Annotated in this window: 19 protein-coding genes and 1 pseudogene; 9 read left to right on the top strand and 11 right to left on the bottom strand. The window is 68.2% G+C overall.

The features are described 5' to 3' along the window. Positions 1–23: 23 nt before the first annotated feature. Positions 24–215 (bottom strand): annotated as a pseudogene (locus ACTWQI_RS05110) (alpha/beta hydrolase); the annotation flags it as partial. Positions 216–530: 315 nt separating this feature from the next. Between ACTWQI_RS05110 and ACTWQI_RS05115 the strand changes: the two are divergent. Beyond that, entirely contained in the window at positions 531–1151 is a 621-nt protein-coding gene (locus ACTWQI_RS05115) for an L-threonylcarbamoyladenylate synthase (RefSeq protein ID WP_443267816.1), read from the top strand. Positions 1152–2084: 933 nt separating this feature from the next. Here the strand turns inward: ACTWQI_RS05115 and ACTWQI_RS05120 are convergent. Continuing rightward, the gene (locus ACTWQI_RS05120; RefSeq protein ID WP_443267818.1) at positions 2085–3116 is read right to left on the bottom strand and encodes an NAD(P)-dependent alcohol dehydrogenase; all 1032 of its coding nucleotides are present in this window, start codon (positions 3114–3116) and stop codon (positions 2085–2087) included. Between the two features lie 263 nt (positions 3117–3379). Between ACTWQI_RS05120 and ACTWQI_RS05125 the strand changes: the two genes are divergently transcribed. The 5 genes from ACTWQI_RS05125 (at position 3380) to ACTWQI_RS05145 (ending at position 9397) form a co-directional block, all read left to right on the top strand. Next, positions 3380–4900 (top strand): sugar ABC transporter ATP-binding protein, encoded by a 1521-nt coding sequence (locus ACTWQI_RS05125; RefSeq protein ID WP_443267820.1) that lies wholly within the window; start codon positions 3380–3382, stop codon positions 4898–4900. A gap of 110 nt (positions 4901–5010) precedes the next feature. Continuing rightward, complete coding sequence (locus ACTWQI_RS05130; protein ID WP_443267822.1) at positions 5011–5895, top strand: ABC transporter permease; 885 nt, start codon at positions 5011–5013, stop codon at positions 5893–5895. Next, the gene (locus tag ACTWQI_RS05135; RefSeq protein ID WP_443267824.1) at positions 5892–6914 is read left to right on the top strand and encodes an ABC transporter permease; all 1023 of its coding nucleotides are present in this window, start codon (positions 5892–5894) and stop codon (positions 6912–6914) included. Before ACTWQI_RS05130 ends, ACTWQI_RS05135 begins: the two co-directional genes overlap by 4 nt. 13 nt (positions 6915–6927) lie before the next feature. Beyond that, complete coding sequence (locus ACTWQI_RS05140) at positions 6928–8124, top strand: ABC transporter substrate-binding protein (protein WP_443267826.1); 1197 nt, start codon at positions 6928–6930, stop codon at positions 8122–8124. 70 nt (positions 8125–8194) lie between these two features. After that, positions 8195–9397: a substrate-binding domain-containing protein gene (locus ACTWQI_RS05145; protein ID WP_443267828.1), complete on the top strand. Its 1203-nt coding sequence runs from the start codon at positions 8195–8197 to the stop codon at positions 9395–9397. Between the two features lie 53 nt (positions 9398–9450). Here ACTWQI_RS05145 and ACTWQI_RS05150 read toward each other — a convergent pair whose 3' ends face one another. The 6 genes from ACTWQI_RS05150 to ACTWQI_RS05175 form a co-directional block, all read right to left on the bottom strand. Next, positions 9451–9993, bottom strand: coding sequence for a GTP-binding protein (locus tag ACTWQI_RS05150; protein ID WP_443267830.1), 543 nt, complete (start codon positions 9991–9993; stop codon positions 9451–9453). Positions 9994–10021: 28 nt separating this feature from the next. Further along, positions 10022–10462 carry a DUF742 domain-containing protein gene (locus ACTWQI_RS05155; RefSeq protein ID WP_443267832.1) on the bottom strand — a complete coding sequence of 147 codons (441 nt, stop codon included), beginning with the start codon at positions 10460–10462 and terminating at the stop codon, positions 10022–10024. 5 nt (positions 10463–10467) lie between these two features. After that, on the bottom strand, positions 10468–10902 hold the full coding sequence (locus ACTWQI_RS05160) for a roadblock/LC7 domain-containing protein (protein WP_443267834.1): 435 nt from the start codon (positions 10900–10902) through the stop codon (positions 10468–10470). Between the two features lie 32 nt (positions 10903–10934). Continuing rightward, a complete protein-coding gene (locus ACTWQI_RS05165) occupies positions 10935–13397 on the bottom strand; it encodes a nitrate- and nitrite sensing domain-containing protein (RefSeq protein WP_443267836.1) in 2463 nt (820 codons plus the stop codon). 63 nt (positions 13398–13460) lie between these two features. After that, positions 13461–14537 carry a hypothetical protein gene (locus ACTWQI_RS05170; RefSeq protein ID WP_443267838.1) on the bottom strand — a complete coding sequence of 359 codons (1077 nt, stop codon included), beginning with the start codon at positions 14535–14537 and terminating at the stop codon, positions 13461–13463. 283 nt (positions 14538–14820) lie between these two features. Beyond that, positions 14821–15834 carry an ABC transporter substrate-binding protein gene (locus ACTWQI_RS05175; protein WP_443267839.1) on the bottom strand — a complete coding sequence of 338 codons (1014 nt, stop codon included), beginning with the start codon at positions 15832–15834 and terminating at the stop codon, positions 14821–14823. Between the two features lie 171 nt (positions 15835–16005). Here ACTWQI_RS05175 and ACTWQI_RS05180 point away from each other — a divergent pair, with 171 nt between their 5' ends. After that, positions 16006–16209: a hypothetical protein gene (locus tag ACTWQI_RS05180; protein ID WP_443267841.1), complete on the top strand. Its 204-nt coding sequence runs from the start codon at positions 16006–16008 to the stop codon at positions 16207–16209. A gap of 457 nt (positions 16210–16666) precedes the next feature. Here the strand turns inward: ACTWQI_RS05180 and ACTWQI_RS05185 are convergent, their stop codons facing one another. After that, on the bottom strand, positions 16667–17659 hold the full coding sequence (locus ACTWQI_RS05185; RefSeq protein WP_443267842.1) for a TAXI family TRAP transporter solute-binding subunit: 993 nt from the start codon (positions 17657–17659) through the stop codon (positions 16667–16669). After that, positions 17656–19764 carry a TRAP transporter permease gene (locus ACTWQI_RS05190; RefSeq protein WP_443267844.1) on the bottom strand — a complete coding sequence of 703 codons (2109 nt, stop codon included), beginning with the start codon at positions 19762–19764 and terminating at the stop codon, positions 17656–17658. The genes ACTWQI_RS05185 and ACTWQI_RS05190 overlap by 4 nt, the downstream gene beginning before the upstream one ends. 253 nt (positions 19765–20017) lie before the next feature. On the opposite strand from ACTWQI_RS05190, the gene ACTWQI_RS05195 reads away from it, so the two are divergent. Both ACTWQI_RS05195 and ACTWQI_RS05200 read left to right on the top strand, forming a co-directional pair. After that, positions 20018–20686 carry a response regulator transcription factor gene (locus ACTWQI_RS05195; RefSeq protein WP_443267936.1) on the top strand — a complete coding sequence of 223 codons (669 nt, stop codon included), beginning with the start codon at positions 20018–20020 and terminating at the stop codon, positions 20684–20686. Positions 20687–20702: 16 nt separating this feature from the next. Beyond that, positions 20703–22154 (top strand): ATP-binding protein, encoded by a 1452-nt coding sequence (locus ACTWQI_RS05200; RefSeq protein WP_443267846.1) that lies wholly within the window; start codon positions 20703–20705, stop codon positions 22152–22154. A gap of 8 nt (positions 22155–22162) precedes the next feature. On the opposite strand, the gene ACTWQI_RS05205 is transcribed toward ACTWQI_RS05200, so the two are convergent. Then, complete coding sequence (locus tag ACTWQI_RS05205) at positions 22163–23119, bottom strand: TAXI family TRAP transporter solute-binding subunit (protein WP_443267848.1); 957 nt, start codon at positions 23117–23119, stop codon at positions 22163–22165. Between the last annotated feature and the right edge of the window lie 533 nt (positions 23120–23652).

The raw sequence follows: 23652 nt of genomic DNA on the forward strand, positions 1-23652 counted from the left end.
ATTACGGGTATGAGAGGGCCGCGTCACCACGCCAGTTGCGCGATCTCCTCCGCCACCACCGCACGCGTCCACCGCCGGGTCGATCAGCGGGAAGTGGCCGACGTCCTCCAGGAGCGTCAGGCCCGCCACCTCGCCGGCCTTCGCCGCCGCGTCCGCGTACGACTCGGCGACCCCTGCGGGGCGTCGACGTCCGTACGTCCCTGGACGAAGACAGAACGCATCCTCCGGGCCGTCGTCACCGGCCTGACACAGGAAACCGCACCATCCCGGCACTGGCCAACAGCGCACTCCGCACATTCTGCTCAACACTCTCGTCGGCGTGCCGCCACCAGCGGCTACGCAACCGCCTTCACCGCCGCGGCCGCACTGCTGCTCACCGGAGCCGCACTGGCCACCTGGGCTGCTGCCCTCCCGCCGCACCACCACGCCATGACCTCACTTCACCCGCGTATGAGTGAGCCAAGGGCCGAACGGGGGGTCTCGGAACGGGATTTGAGGCTGAGGTCACGGGGGTCACATAGGCTCGGCGAGTGGCGAAGTACTTCGACGTGCACCCCGAAGATCCGCAGCGACGCGTCATCGGCAATGTGGTGGAGAGCATCCGCTCCGGCGCTCTCATCGCCTACCCGACAGACTCCTGTTTCGCCCTGGGATGCAAGGTGGGCAATCGGGAGGGGATCGCCCGCATCCGGGCGATCCGGCATCTCGACGAACGACACCACTTCACCCTCGTCTGCCGGGACTTCGCGCAGCTGGGCCAGCTCGTGTACGTCGACAACAACGTGTTCCGCGCGATCAAGGCCGCCACACCCGGCAGCTACACCTTCATCCTCCCCGCGACGAGGGAGGTGCCGCGCCAGCTGCTGCACCCGAAGAAGAAGACGGTGGGTGTCCGGATTCCCGACCACGTCGTCACTCAGGCCCTGCTCGCCGAGCTCGGTGAGCCGCTGCTTTCCAGCACACTGCTCCTGCCCGACGAGGACGAGCCGATGACGCAGGGCTGGGAGATCAAGGAACGCCTTGACCACGTGGTGGACGCCGTCGTCGATTCAGGGGACTGCGGCACCGAGCCTACGACGGTCATCGACTTCTCCGGCGGGAGAGCCGAGATCGTACGCAGTGGGGCGGGCGACACCACGCCGTTCGAGTAACCGTCCCTCTTCGGCCGACGCCCTTGGCGACCCCGTAAGAGGTGCCGCCAGGGTGTTGGGTACCTGTACGTGTTGACCAACGGCAGGTCCCGCTGGTCGATGCGGTCAAGGCCCCAGGACAGGGCCGGAGTCTGAGTGCCCGTGATCTTCACCGTGCGGCTCTGCTGCACGTACTTCACCGCCGGGTTGGCCGCGAGCCGCTCGGCCGCCGCCTGGCACCCGCACCTCGAAGCCCCGCAACGCGTGGCGGTACGTGTGCCCGACCGTCCCCCCGTACCGCTCCGCGAGGCTGCGGGCGTTGTTCGAGACCGCATCCCGCGCCACGGTGTCCTTGAAACCACGATGTAGGAGTCGGCGACCGCGGTCGCGCCGCCCGCGTTCAGGATCGTGACCTCGGCAGGAGAGGCTCCTGCCTGAGGGCTGACCGACACGGTGCACAGGATCGCGGCCATGCCCGCTAATCCGAGCCGCGTCAGCCATCGGTGCCGGACCAGACCTACAGTGGGGTTCGTAAGAAGTCGGTAACGCCTCTCGCCGCACGGCGCAGGCTCGTGCGCATCGAGCAGGCTGAGGTTCGTGCTGCACACGGAGATGAAGAGCGCCGTAGCTGGCGGGGACGGAATCGAGGTCCCCCGGGCCCGGCGACCATTTAACTCGTCCTGGTGAATGCTTACCCTCGATGGTCCTGTCAGGAAATGGCCAGCACTATCCGGCAGGCATTTTCATCCGCGGTTCTGGCTTCGATCCCCCGCGTGCCCTGTTACCCGCCATGCGCCACTGCCTCACAACAAATACGGCAGGTAGGTGCGCTCTGTCCCAAGGCGAGCTGGCGGACGACACGGAAACGGCTCATGCCTCATAGCAAGACATCCAGAAGAGTTCAGGTGGGACCTGACCACGGTCAACGACCAGAAATACGTAAAGCTCAGACTGTCAGGGCACCAGTACTGCCCGGCCGGACACCCGTCCTGCCTCGACGTCGTGCAGCACGTCGGCGGCCGCGTCGAGCGGGAATACCGTCGAGTCGACCGCCACGTGTCCCTGCGCCACCAGGTCCATCAACGCCACCAGGTCAGCGTGGGTGCCGACTTGGTTGCCGAGGATCGTCAGCTCCCGATTGATCATGTCGAGGTGCTCGATGCGGACACCGCCGCCGTAGCCGACGATCGCATATACGCCGCCCTTGGCCAGCATGCCGAGGGCGTACTCAGGAACATCGCCCTCGCCGACCAGGTCAAGCACGATGTCGGCGCCCCGCCCGGCGGTGAGGTCGCGCACCGCGCTCGCGGCTGAAGGTGCCGCCTGTTCGAGCACGACATGGGCGCCGAGCCGTCGCGCCGCCTCCGCACGGTTCGGGTCTATCTCGACAACCACCACCCGGGCGGTCGTGAGCAGCCGGAGCAACTGCACCGCGATCTGCCCGACACCGCCTGCTCCGAACGCGACAACCGTCGATTCAGGCGAGGTATACGGGACCAGACGGCGCACCGCGTGCATGGCGGTGAGGCCGGCGTCGGCGTGCGGCGCCAGCGGTGCGGGGTCGGTGCCGTCGGGCAGACGAACGAGCGACCGGGCCGTGGTGCGCATCAGTTCGGCGTAGCCTCCCGGCCAGCCGTCCACGCCGGGGAACCTCCAGGATGGACAGTGCATGTCGTTGCCGATCCGGCACGCCCGGCAGTGCCCACAGGTGACGGCGGGATGGACGAGGACCGGATCGCCGACCGACAGGTGGGTCACGGCCGGCCCGACCGCATGTATCCAGCCAGAGTTCTCGTGACCGAGCGTCAGCGGCAGACTCGGATGAAATGCCGCATCCAGCTCCCCGTGCAGGATATGCACGTCGGTGCGGCAAATGCCGGCGCCCGCGATCCGGACGATGACGTCAAATGGGTCGTGTAACTGCGGTTCCACAGCATCGACGACCACGAGGGGCTTGCCGTACGAAATCACCTGCGCCGCACGCATATCACCACTCCTGACCACGCGGCCACCCCGCCTCATGCGACGGGCGGAAATTGACCCCGGTCATTGTGTTGCGGGCCTGCGAGGGGGTCAAGTTTCCGTTGTCGCCGCTTTCGTTGGCCGACGGACGTGGCCTGTCCCGGAAATCGAGGCATCGGAGGTTGACGGATATGAGGGCGCAGAGTAAAAAAGCGCACGTCTTTTAACAAAGCCAACACGACTGGAGCGGCTGTCGCGTTGACGATGCACCGAGGAGGAGCCCCGCCATGATGGTGCCAGCCACTGGCCCGGTGCTGTCGATGCAGGGGATCACCAAGCGATTCTTCGGCACCACGGTGCTTGACGGCGTCTCGCTGACCTGCCACAGCGGCGAGGTGCACGCGATCGTGGGTGCGAACGGCGCCGGCAAGTCGACATTGATCAAAGTGCTCGGCGGCGTGTACCAGCCCGACGGCGGCCAGCTGGTTCTCGACGGCAAGCCCGTACGGTTCCGCGCCCTCCACCATGCGCTGGCCCGCGGGATCGGCGTCATCCACCAGGAGTTCACCCTGCTGCCGGAGCGCAGCGTCGCCGACAACATCCTGCTCGGCCGGGAGCCACGGCACCGCCTGGCCATCGACCGGAAGGCGATGCATGCGCAGGCTCGCTGTCTACTATCCGAACTCGACGCTGAGCAGATCCCGACCCATCGGCTGGTACGGCGGCTGACCGTCGCCCAACGGCAGACTGTGGAGATCGCCAAAGGGCTCTCCCATCGCCCGCGCATCCTGGTGATGGACGAGCCGACGGCCGCGTTGGCCCCGGCCGACGTCACCGCACTGTTCCGGCAGGTGCGCCGGTTAGTCGCCCGAGGGCTGGCCGTGCTGTACATCTCCCACCGCCTCGACGAGGTGTTCCAACTTGCGGACCGCGTCACGGTGCTGAGGGACGGCCAGCATGTGACGACAAAGGACGTGAGCGCGGTCAACGCCGTAGAGCTCGTCCGGCTGATGGTCGGCCGTGACCTGGCCGGCCGCGAGAGCCAGCCTCCACCCCCTGCCCGGACCGGCCCCGTCCGGCTGGCGGTCCGTGGTGGCCAGGGGCGCAAGTTGAGCGGCATCGACCTCGAGGTGCGCGGCGGGGAAGTCGTCGGCGTGGGAGGGCTGGACGGCTCGGGCCGCTCCGACCTGGCCCGTGCGGTGTTCGGCGTGGACCCGTTCCACGCGGCGGCAGTCGAGGTCGACGGGCGGCGCCTGCGCATCCGGTCGCCCCGGGCAGCGATCAGAGCCGGGATCGGTTACGTCAGCGCCGACCGCAAGACCGACGGGCTTGTACTGCCGTTGCCCGCCACGGACAACGCTCTGCTCGCCGTGCGTGCGCTCGGCCGTCACCCGACGCAGGAGGCAGGCGGGACCTTGTCCCGGCTCGCCCAGCGGGTCGGCCTGGCAACCGAACTGCTGCGGCGGGAATCTCGGGTGCTGTCCGGCGGCAGTCAGCAAAAGGTCGTCCTGATGAAGTGGCTCGCCACCCACGCCGGGATCTATCTGTTCGACGAACCGACCCGGGGTGTGGACATCGGTGCCAAGACCGCAATCCACGAGCTGATACGCGAGCTCGCCGACGCCGGCGCGGCCATCCTCTTGATCTCCTCTGAACTGCCCGAGCTCGTCGCGCTGAGTCATCGCATCGTCGTGATGCACCGCGGCGTCATCGCCGGGGAGTTGCCCACCGGCGCAAGCGAAGAGGCCATCATGCTCCTGGCGACCGGGCAGGGCGGCAGCGACGCGGGCCCGGGCGGGCGCCGGTGACAACGCTGTCGTTCCCCTCCGACCTGACCCGGATACTGCGCTCCGACCGACCAGAGGGCTCCAGCCTGCCGATCTGGCTCACTCTCGGGGCCGTATTCGTCGCCGCGTGGGTGGTCGTCGACGCAGGCGGAGGCAGTTTCGTCACCGTCCAAAACCTGCAGAACATCGCACAGCGCACTGTCGCATTAGGACTGGTGACGGTAGGCCAGGCTATTGCCGTCCTCGCCGGATCACTCGACCTTTCGGTCGCGTACGTGGTGAGCGTGTCAGCGATGACCGCATCGGTCGTGATGGCCGGTGACCCCGACCGCATCCCCATCGGAGTGGCGGCCGCGCTGGCCGCCGGTGCGGTCGCCGGGCTCGCGAACGGGTTGGTGATCACGCGGCTGCAAGTCAACGCGTTCATCGCCACACTCGGCGTCGCGATGATCATGCGCGGGGCTCTCAACGCAACATTCGACAACTACGCCGGTGCCGTCCCCGACCAGTTCCAGTCGCTGGGCTACGACGTGGCGGCCCTGGTACCAATAGGCGTCTTCTTACTCGCCGCAGTGGTTGCCTGCGTCTGGTACCTGATGCACCGCACCCGCTTCGGCCACCACGTGTACGCCGTGGGAGGCGACGCGGAGGCGGCGCGGCTTTCCGGCGTCCGTCCGCACCGTGTGCTGCTGGCGGTGCACGTACTGTGCGGGCTGTGCGCCGCCACCAGCGGACTGTTTCTGGCGAGCCGACTGGGCGCCGGGGCTCCGTGGGTCGGTCCCGATGGCGGGTACGACCTGGAGTCCATCGCCGCGGTCGTGCTGGGCGGAATCGCGCTGGCCGGCGGGAAGGGGCGGCTGCTTGGCGCCCTCGCGGCCGTAGCGATCCTGGCTGTCGTCGACAGCGTCTTCAATCACTTTCAGGCCGACCCGTTCCTGCGCACCCTGGTCCGCGGACTGGTCATCGTCGGGGCGGTCGCGCTCTACGCGCACCGCGGCGAACGCGAGCTGTCGTGACCGAGACCGGGACCGAACGGGTCAGTGCCCACGACGCCAACGCGGCCACGAGCGGGTGGCGCCGGCTGCGTATCCGAGTGATCCCGCCGATCCCGCCGATCTGGCTGGTCCTCACGGCCGTGGCGGCCATCGTCGTGTGGCGAGACCCGCTGTTCGCCGAACCGGCGTCGCTGGCGGCGTTCCTGAAGCGGTCCGCACCGCTGCTCGTGCTGGCGCTGGGGCAACTCTTCGTCATCGTCGCCGGCGAGTTCGACCTGTCGGTGGGTGCGCTCATGACCGCCTGCGTGGTGATCGCCGCCAGAGTAGGAGAGGGCGACCCGAACCGCACCTGGTGGATCATCCTGTTGCTGGTGGGCCTCGGCCTGCTGGTCGGTCTGGTCAACGGCGTGGTGACCGTGCTGCTGCGCGTGCCGTCGTTCATCACCACGCTGGGTGCGATGTTTGTGCTCAGCGGCGCGGTGTTCCTGTGGACCGGAGGCTCGCCGACCGGCGCGCTCGCGGAGAATCTGCGTCAGTTCGGGCGGTCGACCATGACGGGGGTACCGCTGCTCGGCTCACTGCCGTATGCGGTGCTCGTCGTGGTCGTGGTGGCCGTGCTGGCCACCGTGCTGCTGCACCACACACGGTTCGGGCACCAGTTGTTCGCGGTCGGTGGCGGGGTCCGCGCCGCGATGCTCTCCGGCGTCGACGTCTGGCGGATCCGTACGGCCGGTTTTGTGATCTCCGCGCTGTCCGCGGTGGTCGCGGCCGTCCTGCTGGCAGGGTTCGCCGGCCTGTCCGCCGATGCGGGTGCGGGTTACGAGTTCCAGGCCATCACCGCGGTGGTGCTCGGCGGAGCTGTGCTGGGCGGGGGCCGCGGAACGACAGCCGCCACCATGGGCGGCGCCCTGACCCTGCAGGCGTTGTTCACCCTGCTCAACCTGTTTGGTTACGCCAAGCCCCTGCGCGACAGCGCAGAAGGGCTTCTCATCATCGCGGCCGGCGCTTACACGGCGTACCGGACGCGGCGGTCGGGCTAGGAAGGGGTATTTCATGCGGAGAAGCACATCGGCGGTCACCGCGGTACTAGCGGCGACCGTGGCCTTATTGGCCGCCGCGTGCGGCACGACCAAGCCCGACGGAGGGCTCAAACCGAGGGGAGCTCAAGGAAGCTCCGGCGCCGGACAGACGAAGTTCTTCAACCAGGCCGACTTCGACCGCCAAATGAGCCAGCGCACCGTGAAGCCGGAGGGCGACCCGGCGAAACCGTGGTTGCAGATGATCAAACCCTCCCTGGTGGACACCGGCAAGTACACCAAGCCGGGGGGAAATTGGCACGTGTGCTTCTCCAACGCAAGCCTGGATAATCCGTGGCGGGTGACCGGCCTGACCACGATGAAGGCGGAGGCGAAACTCCACCCGGAGATCAGCAAGTTCACCGTCGTCGATGCAGGCGGCAAGGACGACAAGCAGATCTCCGACCTGGCCGACCTGCAGACCAAGGAATGCGACGCCCTGATCGTGTCGCCCAACACCACAACCGCGCTGACTCCTGCGGTGAAACGGGCGTGCCAGAGCGGCGTACCGGTGATCGTGTTCGACCGCGGAGTGACGACGGACTGCCCCATCTCGTTCGTGCACCCGATCGGCGGATACGCCTTCGGCGCGGCCTCGGCCGAATTCATCGCGAAGAAGGCCGGCAAGGGTGGCAAGGTGCTCGCTCTGCGCATTCTGCCGGGCGTGGACGTGCTGGAGAACCGGTGGGCGGCGGCAAAGGTGGTCTTCGAGCGGGACGGCGTTGATGTCGTCGGCGTGGAGTTCAACAACGCCGACCCGGCCAAGGCAAAGACCATCGTCGGGGATTACCTGCAACGGTTCGGCAAGCTCGACGGGGTGTGGCTGGACGCCGGGTTTGCCAGCGTGGCCGTGGCAGAAGCGTTCGTGGATGCCGGCAAACCGGTCCCGCCGTTGACCGCCGAGGACCAGCAAGACTTCCTGACGTTGTGGCAGAAGAAGAAGCTGACCGCGATCGCCCCCACGTACCCGGTATATCAATGGCGGACAGCCGTCATCGCCGCCACGAAAATCCTGTCCGGCAAGCAGGTGCCCAAGGAGTGGGTCCTGCCCCAGCCGGTCATTACTGCGGACAACCTCAGTCAGTACCTGACGCCGGGCATGCCGCCGCTGTTCTTCTCCACTTGCGGCTGCCAGAAGATGCCCGGCTTCCCGAAGAACTGGGGCGGAAAATAAGCACCCCGGCTGATCTGGACCCACCAGCTCGGCCGGATGCACTAACCGAAGATGGAAAAGGTGGAACCCGATGCCGATACGCGGAACAGCACTCATCGTTGCGTTAGCCGTCGCGACCCTGGCGACTGCCGCGTGCAGCAGCACCCAGCCGGTGAGCGCCGGCCAACCGAGCAAAGCGCCGAGCACCGCCGCCAAGAAAAAGACCGGCCAGTCGAAATACTTCAACGAAGCTGATTTCAATGAGCAGATGGCTCAGCGCCGGATCGCCCCCCAAGGAGACCCGGCGACACCGTGGTTGCAGATGATCCAACCGTCCCTGGTGGACACCAGCAAGTACGCCAAACCGGGCGGTAATTGGCACGTGTGTTTCTCCAACGCCGACCTGGCCAATCCGTGGCGGGTGAACGGCCTGACCACGATGAAGGCGGAGGCGAAACTCCACCCGGAGATCAGCAAGTTCACCGTCGTCGATGCAGGCGGCAAGAATGACAAGCAGATCTCCGACCTGGCCGACCTGCAGACCAAGGAATGCGACGCCCTGATCGTGTCGCCCAGCACCACAACCGCGCTGACTCCCGCGGTGGAACGGGCCTGCCAAAGCGGCGTACCGGTGATCGTGTTCGACCGAGGAGTCAAAACCGACTGTCCAGTGTCGTTCGTGCACCCGATCGGCGGGTACGCCTTCGGCGCGGCCTCGGCCGAGTTCATCGCGCTGAAGGTCGGCAAGGGGGGCAAGGTGCTCGCACTGCGGCTGCTGCCCGATGTGGACGTGCTGGAGCACCGGTGGGCGGCAGCAAAGGTCATCTTCGAGCGGGAAGGCGTTGATGTCGTCGGCGTGGAGTTCAACAACGCTGACCCGGCCAAGGCAAAGACCATCGTCAAGAAGTATCTGAAGCGGTACGGCAAGCTCGACGGGGTGTGGCTGGACGCCGGGTTCGCGAGCGTGGCCGTGGCCGAGACGTTCATGGCTGCCGGCAAACCGGTCCCGCCGTTGACCGCCGAGGACCAGCAAGACTTCCTGGCGTTGTGGCAGAAGAAGAAGCTGACCGCGGTAGCCCCCACGTACCCGGTCTATCAATGGCGGACAGCCGTCATCGCCGCCACGAAAATCCTGTCCGGCAAGCAGGTGCCCAAGGAGTGGATCCTGCCCCAGCCGGTCATCACCTCCGATACCCTGCCTAAATATCTGACGCCGGGCATGCCGCCACTGTTCTTCTCCACCTGCGGCTGCCAGAAGATGCCCGGCTTCCCGAAGAACTGGAGCAAAATCTAGTCACTCCGCACGCGACCGCTCGGCCAGTTCTCTCGAGCTGGCCGAGCTGGGTGCTATCGGGCCTGCCTGCGTTTCGAGGTGTGTTGGAGCACCGTAATCAAGGCGTCCCGGACAGACAATCGGTCGCGTGCGTCAAAGGTGATGAGCGGCGTGCCGTCGTCGATCGCCAGTGCCCACCGCAGCTCTGCGAGGTCATGGTTCAGCTCGCCATCGAAGAGGTTGATGGCCACCACAAAAGGCAAGTCCAGCTTCTCGAAGTAGTCGACTGCGGGATAGCAGTCACTGATACGACGCGCGTCCACGATGACCAGAGCGCCGAGCGCCCCGCGGGACAGGTCGCGCCACATGAAGCCGAACCGCTCCTGCCCCGGCGTGCCGAACAGGTACAGCTTGAGACTCTCGTCGATGGTGATGCAACCGAAGTCCAGCGCGACCGTCGTTGAGGTCTTCGCTGGGACCTCGTCGGTGCGGTCGGTCGTGGCGCCGACGGAGGTGAGCAGGGCCTCCGTGCTCAGCGGGCGGATCTCGGAGATCGCCGATACCGCGGTTGTCTTGCCCACCCCGAAACCACCGGCGATGACGATCTTCACGGGCATCGGCGGCCGCTGCGGACCGGACCGCCGCTCAGCGGAGAGCTTTAAGCCCACGGATGACCCTCTCAATCACGTTCGTGTCCTGCGAGAACGGCAAGCTCGGGCGTTGGACGAGGAGATAACCCTGCGCCGCGAGGTCGGCCACGAGCACCCGGGTGACACCGATGTGCAGATGGAGGCTGGCGGCCACCTCACCGACCGACATCGATGTCGCGCACAGCTCCACGATGTCACGCTGCTCGAACGACAACGGGGCCGTCCTACCCAGTTCCGTTGTCATGACTTGCGACTCGATCTCCAGCGTGTGGTCCACCGGCTCGGCACGCCCGGACGTCAGCAGATACGGCGGCAGTCGTGAAACGGCAGCGTCCGGTTCAGGTGCGGCGTCGCCGGGATCTCCACGCGTGGCGGAATGCGATCTCACTTCGCTGGACGATGGCTCATCGACACCGCCCAGTTTGTCGTCCAGCATCGGCTTCAGGATCCCACGGTGTGCTTCAGTTCCTTGATGAGGCCGGGTGAGAGCGCTTCGCTGGCCCGGTTGGCGAACACCGCTATCTCGTATGCGACGGTGCCCAAACTCACCTGGTTGGACGCCAGCACACCCAGGACACAGCCCATACTCAGGGTGCAGATGAGCAGATATCCCTGGGCGAGTTCGATCACTACCTTGTCCGGCTCGCCGAGCGGGTAGGACTCCGCTACGCCATGGGCGAGGTTGAGCGTCGTTGAGCAAATCGCTGCGAGACGGTCAGCGTTGGCCCGCTCCAGCTCGGGTGACAGCGCAATCAGCAAACCGTCCGACGAGACGGCCATCGTGGCGTGCACGCCCGCGGTGTCGTCCGTGAAACGCTTGACCAGCCAATTGAAGTTCTTCGCTTCGGCACTGACATCAAATCCGGGCGCAGTCATCGTCTGCTCTCTCCCTGCGAGGTGGTTGCGAATCATGGCTGTTCGGAGTCGGGCTCTTCCTTGGCTTCCGCCCAGGCTGTGGCAAATCCGTCATAAGCCATGCGTTCGGCGTCGGGATCACGTTGCGGTGCGGCAGTCACCCGGCGGGCGGGGGTGCTGGGGGGTGAGTGGCGGAGGCCGGGTGGCAGGCTGGCCCCGGGCGTGCGACGTACCGGTGGCGCCGAATGCGTGCTGGCACCCGGCGAGTCGGCGGCTCGTGCGAACCCGCTCTGGAGACCGTCCATCGCGGTACGCAACGCGGACGCGTCGTGCACATGACCCGCAGTTGACTGGTCGGGCGACGGTGGTTCAGGGACAGGGAGTTGTGCGCCCGGCACCCGGCGCTTCAGAGACTCTCGACGTTCCTCCGCCCCCACCGCTGCTGGCGCCTCGCCCGCCGACACGGTCGGACTGGCCTCCACACACTCGGCGGCCGCATCCCGTGCGGCTGTCTGCGGCTGTGCCGTCTCCGTCGCGGACCGCGAGGAACTGCCGGGAACGATCGGTGCCGTGGCGGCAGCGGTACGCGGTGGCGAGATGGCCGGCCGCCGGGAAGGGGCGAACGGCACCTGCTCCGGTACGGACCGTGCCGCGGCGGTGCCCGGGGAGTAGAGCGAAGGCGGAATGGCGACCGTGGCGGTGATGCCCTGGCCCGGCGTCGGTACCAGCTCGACCGCGAGTCCGTGCCGACGGGCGAGCCGACCGACGACGAACAGGCCGAGGACGCTGGTCGGTGCGATGTCGAGCCGTTCGCGCTCCACCAGCCTGCGGTTCTCCTCGGCCAACCGCTGCGGTGCCATCCCGATGCCGTGGTCGACGATGCTGACCTGGCACCACCCGTCGTCGCTCAGCGTGGTACGCACGTCCACGGTCGAATCCGGTGGTGAGCACGCCGTCGCGTTCTCCAGCAACTCGGCGAAGACCAGGACGAGGTCCGACACCAACGGACCGGCCACGGTCCCCTCGTGCAGCGTATGGAGGTTGACCCGCCGGTAGTCCTCGATCTCGGCGAGCGCCGAGCGCAGGACCATGGCGAGCGGTGCGGGCGCGGCGATCCGGTTCTCGTCCTTGGCCCCGGCGACGACCAGCAGGTTCTCCGCGTTCCGCCGCAGCCGGTTGGACAGGTGGTCCAACCGGTACAGCTCACTCAGCAGGCGGGTGTCCTGCTCATCGCGTTCGAGCTCGTCGATGAGGATGAGCTGACGCCGCACCAGATTCTGCGTTCGCCGCGCCACGTTGGCGAACATCAGGCTGACATTGCGGCGGGTGACGACCTGCCGTTCCAGCAGCAGGGCTGCGGTGGCCTGGACCTGGTTGAACGCACCGGCGAGTTCGCCCACTTCGTCGCTGGACAGCACGTCGATCGCGGTCAACCGAGGCGACTGCTCGTCCCTCTGTTCGGCATCGGTGACCCGCATCAGTTCGGCATTGGTCAGGTCGGTCACGACCTTGGCGGCACGGGTCAGGCGCTGCAAGGGATGGGCGATCGACCGGCTGATGATCACTGCGAGAGCAATGACCAGCGCGAAGAGCACCGCGGTCCCCACACCCACCGTCCATGCGGTGGTGCTGGCGACGTCCGCACGTCCCACGGCGGCGTCGGTGATCTGGCTGGACACACGGTCCTGGGCAAGTCGGCGCAGCCCCGCCTGTGCCTCGGCTCCGGCGAGAGCTCTACGCGCGAACGTCTGGACCGCGTCCGGGTCGCGAGGGTCGGGCAGATGTTGCGCCAGATCGTCGATTCGACGCGCCGTCTCCCCCTGGTCGACGAGCACGACCAGCGCCGCCTGGTCGACGTCGGCCTGCTGAGCGAATCGCTCGGTGAACATCTGCGTTTGCGCCGACGCATGGGTCAAGAGTTCCCCGCCGGCTGAAGGGTTGACCGCCGCGGCGATGAGCGCCATGCCACGCAGCGCGCTCTCCTCATGGGCGCGCAGCATCGAGTCAAGTGCGGTGAGCTGCTGCGTCCCCTCGGCGTCACTGGTTCGCTGCGGTACCAGCCGCAGCGCGTCGATCAGCGCGTCGATCACCGCGTGATAGGCGCGTGCGACGCTGTCCAGCGGCGCGCCCCGGTGCCGGGCGCTTTGGCGAAGTTCGGCGAGCGAGCCCAGGCGCACCAACGCGCCGGATAACTCGTCGGAAGCATTCGAGCCCAGCGACCGGCGCACGGACTCGGCGCTGTCCTCGACGGCCTGTTGCTGAAGCAGCATGGTCGTCGGTTCGGCGTCCCGGTCGGCCAGATATCCGGCGGTGATCAGCCGCTCCCGCTGCAACTCCCAGATGAGCGTGCCCAGCTGACGCGTCGTGCGAGCGGAGTCGGCCGTGGTCTTCGCTGATCCGGCGTTCTGGATCTGGCCGGCGAGGAACGGCACGGCGACGAACACGACGGCAATCAAGGGCAGCAGGAGCAGCAGGTTCAGCTTCCCCCGGACCCGAAGCCTGTCGATGATCAGCACGGTCCTGTCGTTCCCCTCGTTTCTGCCGCGCGTTGCGCGTTTACCGACTGGGTCGTTAGCAGCTCATGCGTCCGCAAAGTCGGGGGTGCGTTCGGGACGGTCGGGTCCGACTTGTGCGGCGTCGGCTGGATGACCGCGGTCAACGGTCTTGTCGCCGGGAGCGCCGGCACCAGGTGCTGCTGGCGCGGGTACCCGCAGCCACAGTAGAGCCCCGAGGGCCAGCGGGACGACCGCGCCGACGAGCAGCAGAATCCGGTAGTGCCTGGTGTGTTCCGCAGCCTTCGCCGTCAGCTGGGTGTCCAAGGTGTTGAGTACCCCGGTTTCCAGCGCGAGTGCCGCCCTCTTCGCCCGGGCACTCGCCCCGTCGATACTGTCACGGGCGCCACTGTCCGACCCGCCGGGCCTGGCTGTCGCCTGGCTCAGCCGGTCCGTTGCGGAGACGAATGTGTCAAGCGGTGCGAGCAGGCGGAGATCGGCAACGTGGCCGGCCGTCTGGCCGGAGCCGGCCCGCAGCAAGACGCCGATTCCGCCAGCGGCCCGGGCGAGCCGATCTTCGGCGACCGCCGATCGGGGATCGGACTGGGCGGCGGCCCGGGCAGGTTGGGCCGACGTGGTGCCCGCTGCGCTGTCAGCCATGAACGCCAGCGCGGCCACCTCGTCCGCGGACACGACGACATCGGGGAGCCGGCGCAGCGCCACGTCGAGCAGCGGGTACGAACTCGCGGGACGGCCGCTGGCCTGGGACGAGTCGGCGATCCGGGTGAGCAGCGCCTGAGTGAGCGCGACCGGCGCGGCATACGCACGGAACGCGGCAGAACCACTGGTGTTCCGGGCGAGTGTGCTGTCGATTTCGTCGGACAGCCGATCCCACCGTTGCCCGGCCTGCAGCAGATCGCCGAATCGGCGGTCGACGCCGTTGACCTCCTTGGCGGCGGCTTTCAGCTTGGAGACATCGACGATCTCCGCCCGTACAGCCGCGCTCCGCACGTCGACCAGTGCGCCTAAGAGCCTGCTGAGTGGCCGGGCGTAGGCGGTGGCGGCGCGTTCGGTCGCCACGCTCTCGGCCGCGTTCCGGTTCAACATCCAGAGCTGGCCGAACATATAGACCACGGGTGCGAGCAGCACGACAGCGAGAATCATTCCGTAGATCTGCTTGGCACGTCGGCGTGGCCTGTACCGCGGGCTGTGTGGCGTGGCGGATTTTGTCATGGTCATCGACTGCCCTTGAGAGTCGAGAAGCGACGAGGAACTGGCTCGGATCTCCTGCGCAGAAGCAGGAGATCCCTGCGTAACCGGTGGCATCGGTGCTGCGCTGACAGGGAGCCGGGTGGCGGTCGCGCTATCGCGATCCTGGTTATGACGAGGTTCATGGCTCGATTCCTGATCTGGTCGGTGCGGGCTACACCGTGTCCGCCCGCTGTGGTCAATCTGACGCTTGCTTGACAAACCGCTCGTCCAGCAGACCGGCCGATGAGGGGCGTTTCTCGACCATGCCGGCGTCGACGATGAACTCGGCGATTTGGGCAGCCTGGTGGTTCAGGTGCTTGGGAGTCGTACCAGGCGTGAACGCGTCGAGTGCCTGTCGCCGCGTGAAGAGGGTTGTTCCGGCGGCATAGGTCTTGTACTCATCGATGCCCACGCCGCTCGCCTTGGCCATGATGTCGATGGCGGCTTCCTTGTGGTTCTTGATCCACTCAAGTGTGTCGAACCACGTGTCGACCATGGCCTGCACCAACTCCGGGTGCTCGTCAATCAGATCAGGCCTGACCACCAGGTGGTTGGGTATGGCACCGGGGAACTCGACGGACGTGGCGATCGCATGGCTGCCGGAACGCTGCAGAGCCTTCGTGGTGAACGGCGCTGACGCACTGACCGCGTCCACCTCACCAGCCGCGAACGCCGCCGCTGCCGCTTCCCCGGTGGACTGCGGTTGCAGTTTCACGTCCTTCTGGTCCAGCCCTGACTGCTTGATGGCGAGCAGCAGCAGGTAGTGGTTGGCGGTTCCCTGGACAACCGCGATCTTCCGACCCTTAAGGCCGGCGACACTAGTGATGCCGCCATGCGCAATGATCTTGTCGTTGCCGGTGGAGTTGTCGTTGACGAGAACAATCTTCTCTTTCGCTCCGGCACTGACTGAGATGAGTGTGTCGTTCAGCGTTTGGCTATTGGCGTCGAGGGCGCCGGTTTCCAGGGCGAGGAGGCTGTCGGTGTAATTGCTGTAGTACTTCAGCTCGACATTGACGCCGTGCCGGGCGAATAACTTCCGTTCCTTCGCGACCTGCCACGGCAACCAGCCGGGCCACGCGGTGACCCCCAGCGTGATTCTTGTCGTGTCCACTTTTTTGGTGATGGGTCCAGAGCCCGCGATGAACCCCGCGCCGAGTATGACGAGGCCAAGCACAATGGACTGCAGGCGCAGGTAGGGGCGACTGAACATGTCTCTCCTACGGTGTGACTGCTCAGGCCCCTGTGTGACCTGGGCATAGTCGGTTCGTTGGTCGGTCCGTGGGCCTCACCAGGCGTCGTCTGCGATGCGGGAGCCCGATCGCCGTGGACGCGACGCCCTCGGGGTGCGTGTGGGGCCAGGTCTTCGACCCCACGGCTGATCGTGACCGCGTACCGGATGCTGAAGTTGGGTTGCGCGCGCGGGCATGTTGCCGGCACCTCGATCTCCGAGGGCTTCGCCGCGAGCGCCCCGACGCGGGCCGAGTCCGTGCCGGCACCGTTCGCCGACCGGGTCAAAACTCTGTTGCAAGACGAGCAACTCGTAACGCTTAAAGGCACGAACCGCTGGCTGACCGTGCGCGCCTAACTCTCCGTCGCCCGCAAGCACGGGCCTCAACCCCCTTGCCGCCCTCCGCGACCTCTTCGCCGGAAACCTCTGGCTGCCATCCGCGCACGCGCAATCAGGGACCTGAGCAGTCACCCTACGGTTATCGCAACGGACCGGGACGGAGGGCGCACTTCTCGGTAAATGTTTCGCGCAGATCGACCGGCTGACAGAGTATACGGAGCGGGGCCCGTCAGGAAGATCTTGTAAGTCCGTGACCTGAGAGGGCGGCGGGGCGATGACCACCGCCCCTTCGGAAGGGCAAGATCGCGTGACTGAGACGCACAAGTCCGAGCCTGCTGGCGTGGCGATACCCACGTGTGCGGGGCGAGGCGAGCCTCGGCCCCGCACAACGTTGCCTTCCGGGCTCGTCCCGGCCGTCCGCGTTTCAGACCCGCCGTCAACTTCCGCCTTCAGGTCGGTGTTGAGCGAGCGAGGCTCAGGGCTTCCCGGCGATCTGCTGAAGGGCCTTCTCGGCACCGGGGTTCAGCGGAACGGGTTGCGTCCGGCCGCCCTTCGCGGGATCGATCTCGGCCGCGGCCGGGTTCACCTTCTCCAGATCGCCCCTCTTACCGTAGATCAGCTTGACGATCTCCGCGGCGAGGCTGGGATCGAAGTCATCCTTCACCAGCAGCACGTTGTCCACCACGACGGTCGGAACGTCGTCCGGCTGCTTGTACACCGACGCCGGCATGGTGCCCGACTTGTAGACGTCGCCGTACTCCTCTTTCAGCGCGGTGAGCTGCGGGGTGACGTCCAGGAAACGCACCTTCTTCTTCAGCGTGGTGGTCAGGTCGGTGATGCCACCGCTGGGCAGTCCACCCGACCAGAAGAGCGCGTCGACGGTGCCGTCCTTCATGGCGTCCACGGTCTCCGGCAGACCGAGCCGCTGCGCCTGCACGTCCTTGTCGGGGTCGAGTCCGGCGGCCTTGAGCAGCCGACGGGCGATCACCTCGGTGCCGGAGCCGGGCGAACCGGTCGAGACGCGCCTGCCCTTCATATCCTTCACGGACCTGATGTTGGAGTCGGCCCGGACCAGCACTTGGGTGTAGTTCGGGTAGAGCCGGGTCAGAGCCTGAAGCGGCTGTGGCTCGGTGAACGTGTCCTTCCCCTCCACGGCGTCGCCGGCGGTGTCCATGAGCGAGAAGGCGATGTCGTACGTGCCCGCCTCGAGGCCCTGGATGTTCTGCACGGACGCGCCCGTGGCGGTTGCGATGGCCCGGTAGCCATCGATGTCGTCCGAGATCAACTTGGCGAGGCCGCCGCCGAGTTGGTAGTAGACGCCAGTGGTGTTCCCAGTGGCGATGGTCAGTCGGCCGCCGTGGTCGCTGCCGCCCTTCCCGTCTGACTGCTTGCCCCCGCAGGCGGTCGCGGCGAGGGCTATGACGAGGGCAGCGGCCGCCAGGCGTGCGGCGCGCAGGCGATGTCTCATGAGGGGAGGTGTCCTTTCGTGAGGAGTGCTTCTTCCCGGGTCAAGGCAGCGGCGGGGAGCGCCCCGGCCCGCTGTCGGCGGCGCACCAGGTGGATGCCGAGGGCGAGCGCGAGCACCGCCGATCCAGCGGTGATCGAGACGGGCTCGAGGTAGAGCAGGAGGAGCGCGGCGACGGCGCACAGCCCGCGCTCCAGCGGTCCGGCCGACCCCAGCAGCCGGCCTCCGGTGGCCGCGGCCAGCGCGGCGACCGCGACCGCGGAGACGGCCGTGGTCCAGATGACGCCCGACAGGCTTCCCTCGCCGAGCAGCCGTGCCCCGTTGTCGGTGAGCACGAAGGCGAACGGCACCAGGAACGCGGGCAGGGAGTACTTCCAGGTCGCCATCATGGTGCGCATCGGATGGCCCCCGGTGATGGCGGCGGCCGCCGCGGCGGCGAGCGCCGTGGGCGGGCTGACCTCGGACAGCACGGCGTAGTAGAAGATGAACATGTACGCCTCGTGGGTGGCGACCCCGAGGGAGGTCATGGCCGGCGCGATGATCACCGCGGCGATGATGAACGAGGCGGTGACGGGGACGGCGAGCCCCAGAACCGACACCGAGACCGCTGCGAACAGCACCGTCAGGACCAGTTTCACCGTCGCGTTGTCGCCGACGGCACCGGCGGCGTCGACGATGATCGCGGCCAGGTTGAGACCGAGCCCCGTCTGGGTGACGACCGCGACGACGACCCCGGCCGCAGCGCAGGTGGCGACGACCGGAAGCACCGATCGGCTGCCTTCGGCGAGCGCCGCGTACAACCGCCGTGGCGTCATCCGGTGCTGCGGGTCCAGGAACGAGAGCACGAACTGCACAGCCGTCGCGTAGACCACGGCCTTGAACGGTGGCTGGCCCAGCGCCATGAAGCCGACGATCAAGAAAAGCGACAGGAAGTGGTAGCCGAACCGGCCCAGCAGCTTCAGCGCCGAAGCGCGCTCCGTGCGCTCCGACTCGACGGCCTGCGCCCGATGGTTGCGGGCGTCGATCTCGACCGCGAGCAGGATGCCCAAGTAGTACAGGAGCGTGGGCACCAGGGCGTAGAGCAGGACGGTGAGGTAACTCTCCTTGAGGTACTCGGCAATGACGAACGCCGCGGCGCCCAGAGTGGGCGGGGAGAGGATCGCACCGATCCCAGCGGCGGCGAGCACCCCGCCGCCTTGCTCCTTGCCGTAGCCGGCCCGGCGCAGGATGGGCCAGGCGACCGAGCCCAGGCTCACCGTGGTGGCGGTGCCGGAGCCGGAGACCGTGCCGAGCAGGAAGCCCGCGGCGGTCACCGTCCGCCCCGGGGCACTGCGGGAGCCGCGGAAGGCCGCGAAGGACAGGTCGATGAAGAACGTGCCGGCTCCGGAGAGGTCGAGGACTGCGCCGTAGATGGTGAACAGGACGATGTAGGTGGCGGCCACGCTCAGCGGTATGCCGTAGACCCCGTCGGTGCCCATGAAGAGGTGGGCCGCGATCGCGTCGATGTCGAACCCGCCATGCGCCAGCGACCAGTCGTAGGGCAGCAGTCCGCCGTAGTAGGCGTAGAGCAGGAAGGCCGCACAGAAGGCCGGCAGCACCCACCCGGTGGTCCGTCGGCAGGCCTCCAGAACCAGCAGCACCAGGACGACTCCGGCCGCCACGTCGAGCGAGGTGGGCAGCTGCCGCCGCTCCAGGAAGCCGTCGAAGTCCAGCAACGGGTAGACGCAGACGGCGAGAGCGACGGTGGCCACCATCCAGTCGAACCATCCGGGATCGTCCCGAGAGGCGGCCGGTCGCGCGTCGGCCGGCGTCGGGCGGCAGCGGCGCCAGGGAAGGCGCACCGCCGGGACGCGCACGGTGCCACGGTGGGTGAGGAAGATGAGCGGCAGGCTCACGGCGAGGAAGATCGTGAGGTGGTACTGACCACCCTTCCGCAGGGGGAAGAAGATCGCGTAGAGCACGAAGACGGACAGCGCGACGCACACCACGGCCACGGCGGCGGCCACCCGGGGTGAGAGCTTGCGAGCCGGCCGCTCCTGATCGTATTCGGCCACCAGTTCCTCGACGGTGGGTTGCGCCGACTCGGACGATGGCGTTGCGCTGCTCATCTCGGCCACTCCTGCCACGGGACGGGGACGTTTCGTCTAGGCCCCGACGGTGGCAGCGGTCACAAGCCGGCAACAGAATCCGCGTGATGACTTAACACAGGTTTAGGATTTCGTGACGAGGGTCACGTCGGCGCCGGCCGCACACGCTGTGGCTCTCATGGGCCGTGTGGCCCCCACTGCGGCCCCTGGCTGGCCGCTGCGGCTCGGCGGCAGCGGTGCATACCCCGGCGGGCCCGGCGAACCGGGAGGCAGCGTGCGGATCCTGCTGGTCGAGGACGACGACCGGGTCGCCGGCGCCCTGACGGGTGCCCTGCGCCGCCATGGGTACGACGTGCGGCGGGCGGCCACTGCGGCCGACGCGCTGGCCGCCCCTCCGGTCGACCTCGTCCTGCTGGACCTCGGCCTGCCTGACCGGGACGGGATCGAGGTGTGCCGCAAGCTGCGGGCTCGGGGCGGCGTTCCGGTCATCGCGGTGACCGCGCGCGGAGGCGAACCCGACCGGGTCCGGGGCCTGCGCAGCGGCGCGGACGACTACGTGGTGAAGCCGTTTGGCACCGCCGAGCTGCTCGCACGGATCGAGGCCGTGCTCCGCCGCAGCATGGGCCATCGCGCGGAGCAGACCGGACGGCTGACCGTCGACGGCGTCGAGATCGACCTGGGTCGGCGCACGGTCGCCGTGGACGGACGGCTGGTGGCCCTGACCCGCAAGGAGTTCGACGTCCTGGCGCTGCTGGCCCGCGCGGGCGGCGCCGCCGTCCCCCGAGACCGCATCGTGGTGGAGGTGTGGCAGACGACGTACGAGGGGATGTCCCGCACCCTCGACGTCCATGTGGCCACCATGCGCGGCAAGCTGGGGCGGGCGAGCGGGCTGGTGCAGACCGTGCGCGGCTACGGGTACCGCCTCGCCGCCGGGGCCGGCTGACGGGTAGGACGCCACCATGCGGCGCCGACTCCTCGTCATCGTCTTCGTCCTGGTCGCCGGGCTGATCGTCGCACTCGGCGGGCCACTGGTGCGGGCTTCGGCGGAGCGGGTGTTCCAGACCTCGTTCATCGGGCGGGTCGAGGACACGGCGTGGTTCGCGGATACGGCCGCCTCGGCCCTGGAGTCGGGGCGGACCGGCCGGTTGGAGGCCGCCGCCGACCGCTACGACGAGCTCTACGACTCCCGGGTCGTGGTGGTGGACGCCGACCGCCGGGTGGTGGTCGCCTCCCGGCCCGTCGACCTGGATACGCCGCCGGTGCGGGGTGCGCTGTTGCTGGCGTTGGCGGACCGGCCGCCGGAGCAGCCGAGCGTGGTCTGGCCGTGGGACGATCAGGCGTTCGTGCTGGCCGAGTCGGTCAAGCGGGACGGCCGGGTGCTGGGCGCCGCCGTGATCGTCTCGCCGACCGACCGCCCCCGTGCGGCGGTGGCCGAGCATCTGACGCTGGTGGCGCTGGGCTGCCTGGCGGCACTGATCGTCGTGGTGCTCGCGGTCGCGGCACCGGTGGTCCGCTGGGTGCTCCACCCGGTCGAGGACTTGGACCGGGCCGCGCACGAGGTCGCCCTCGGCCGCCTGAAGACCCGGGTCTCGGAACGGGAAGGGGCGCCTGAGCTGCGTCGCCTCGCCAACAGCTTCAACGTGATGGCGGACAGCATGCACGCCTCCCAGGAACAGCAACGCGCCTTTGTCGCGCAGGCGTCGCACGAGCTGCGCAACCCGCTCACCGCGCTGCGGCTGCGGGTGGAGAACCTGGAGGAGTTCGTCGACGACCAACGCGGCCTGAGCGAGCTGCACTTCGCCGTGGAGGAGGCGGACCGGTTCGGCGAGATCCTGGACGCCCTGCTGCGCATGGCCAGGGCCGAGGCGTCCGAGGCCGAACGCGGCCCGGTCGACGTCTCCGCGGTGGTGAGCCGCCGGGTCGACGCGTGGCGGGCCGCCTATGCGCGGGCGGGTGTCCGGCTGACGGCGGATGTGCCGGACGGGGTGGGTGCGCTGTGCCTTCCCGACTGCCTGGACCACGCACTGGACACCCTGCTCGACAACGCGCTCAAGTTCGGCGGCGGCACACCCGTCGACATCTCGGTCACCCGCGTCCCGGACGGTGACGACGCGAGTGGCGCCCGGGCGGAGGACAGGGGCGGCCGGACCGTGGAGGTGACGGTGCGCGACACCGGCCCCGGACTGTCCGCGGAGGAGCTGGCCAAGGCGGGCGGGCGGTTCTGGCGCAGCCCCCGGCACCAGAACGTCCCGGGCACCGGGTTCGGCCTGGCGCTCACCCGCACGGTGGTGGAGGCGGGCGGCGGCGAGCTGCGCCTGGCGACGACGGTGCCGCACGGCCTCGCCGCGACCGTACGGCTGCCTGCCGCGCCTGCCCCGTCGGGCGCCGTCCCGACCACTGATCCGGCCTGAACAGGCCCTCAGGGGTGCGCCTCGCGGTACCAGCGGGCGGCGCCCGGGTGCAGATCGAGCGGGTGGGTGGCGATCGCCGTACGCCGGTCGAGGCGCCGGGCTTCCGGGTGGGCGCGGATGAGCGGCGCCTGCCCCTCGAAGAGCAGCCGGGTCAGCCAGTACGCGTCCGCGTCCGGCATGTCCCGCCGCACCACCAGGAAGTTCGGAACGGTCACCGTGGTCACCGCGCTCTGCGCCCCGTAGACGGCGGCGGGCACGGTGGTCTCGGTGTAGAGCTCGCCGAAGGAACGGGTCAGTGCCCCGACGACGTCGCCGAGGTCGACCAGGCGGATGGACGTGGTCCGGCGCAGCGCGGTGATCGCTTCGGTGGGCAGGCCCCCGCTCCAGAAGAAGGCGTCGATCCGCCCGGCGTCCAGGGCGGCTGCCGACTCGCGCACGCCCAGCCGCAACGCGGTGAGGTCCTTGTCCGGGGTGAGCCCGGCGATGTCGAGGATGCGTTCGGCGATCGGGGCGGTGCCGGAGCCCTCGGCGCCCAGAGAGACCGGCCGCCCGCGCAAGCTCCGCACGCCGTGGATGGGGCTGTCCGCTCGGACGACCAGCTGCACGTAGTTGTCGTAGAGGGCGGCGAGGGCCACCAGGGGCAGCGGGCTGGAGAAGGGCGGGCGCCCGGTGACGGCATCCGCGGCGGAGTCGGCGAGAGCGAAGCCCGAGTCCGCCTGGCGAGTGGCCACCATGCGCAGGTTGTCGACACTGCCCCCGGTATGCAGCACCTGGACGGACGTCTTGGGCAGCCGGCGCCCCAGGAGGTCGGCGTATCCTGCGCCGTAGTCCGCGTAGACACCACCTGGGTTGCCCGCGGCGACCCCTATGGCGCCGGTCGGGCGAGGCGGCTCGTCCCTCCCTGAGCACGCAGCGAGGAGCAGCGCCACCGCGACGGCGGCTGCGAACCAGCGTGCCACCCGCATGTGGGCCTCCTTGGCCTGTCGTGCCGCCTGCCCGTCGCCGCGCCCTCACCTCAGGGCCTCGAAAGAGCGAAGGGTCGCCCCGACGGACCGACTCGATCAGCCTAGCCGAGCGGCGGGGGCCGTCCGTCCGCCGTAATGGATGGCAGGGACGGTGCGGCGCAGAGCGCCGCCCCGCGCGTGTGGCGTCTCGTGGTGGCGTCACTCCCCGCGGTGGTGGATGAGGTAGGTGGCACCCGGGACGGTCTCGAAGGCGATACGGCCGTCGGTCGGGCACCGCTCCGGGCGCCTGCCCGCGGCCGGGCGGCATGAACACTACGAGACCGCGTCAACCACAAAAAGGCCATTGCAGGTTGCTGAACTAACGCCATCTGCGGCCTCTCGCCGTAATATTGACGAATCGTTCCGGGGCTCGATGAGATCGCCGCACTGGCGGCCGTCCTAGGAACAAGGCGCAGCCCGCGACATTAAGAATTAAGCGTACGGTCATGAATTCTGGACCTGGCCTCTGGGGACCGAGTAAATTGCATACTCAC

This window comes from Streptomyces sp. KR80, assembly GCF_052245555.1.
GTDB lineage: Bacteria > Actinomycetota > Actinomycetes > Streptomycetales > Streptomycetaceae > Streptomyces.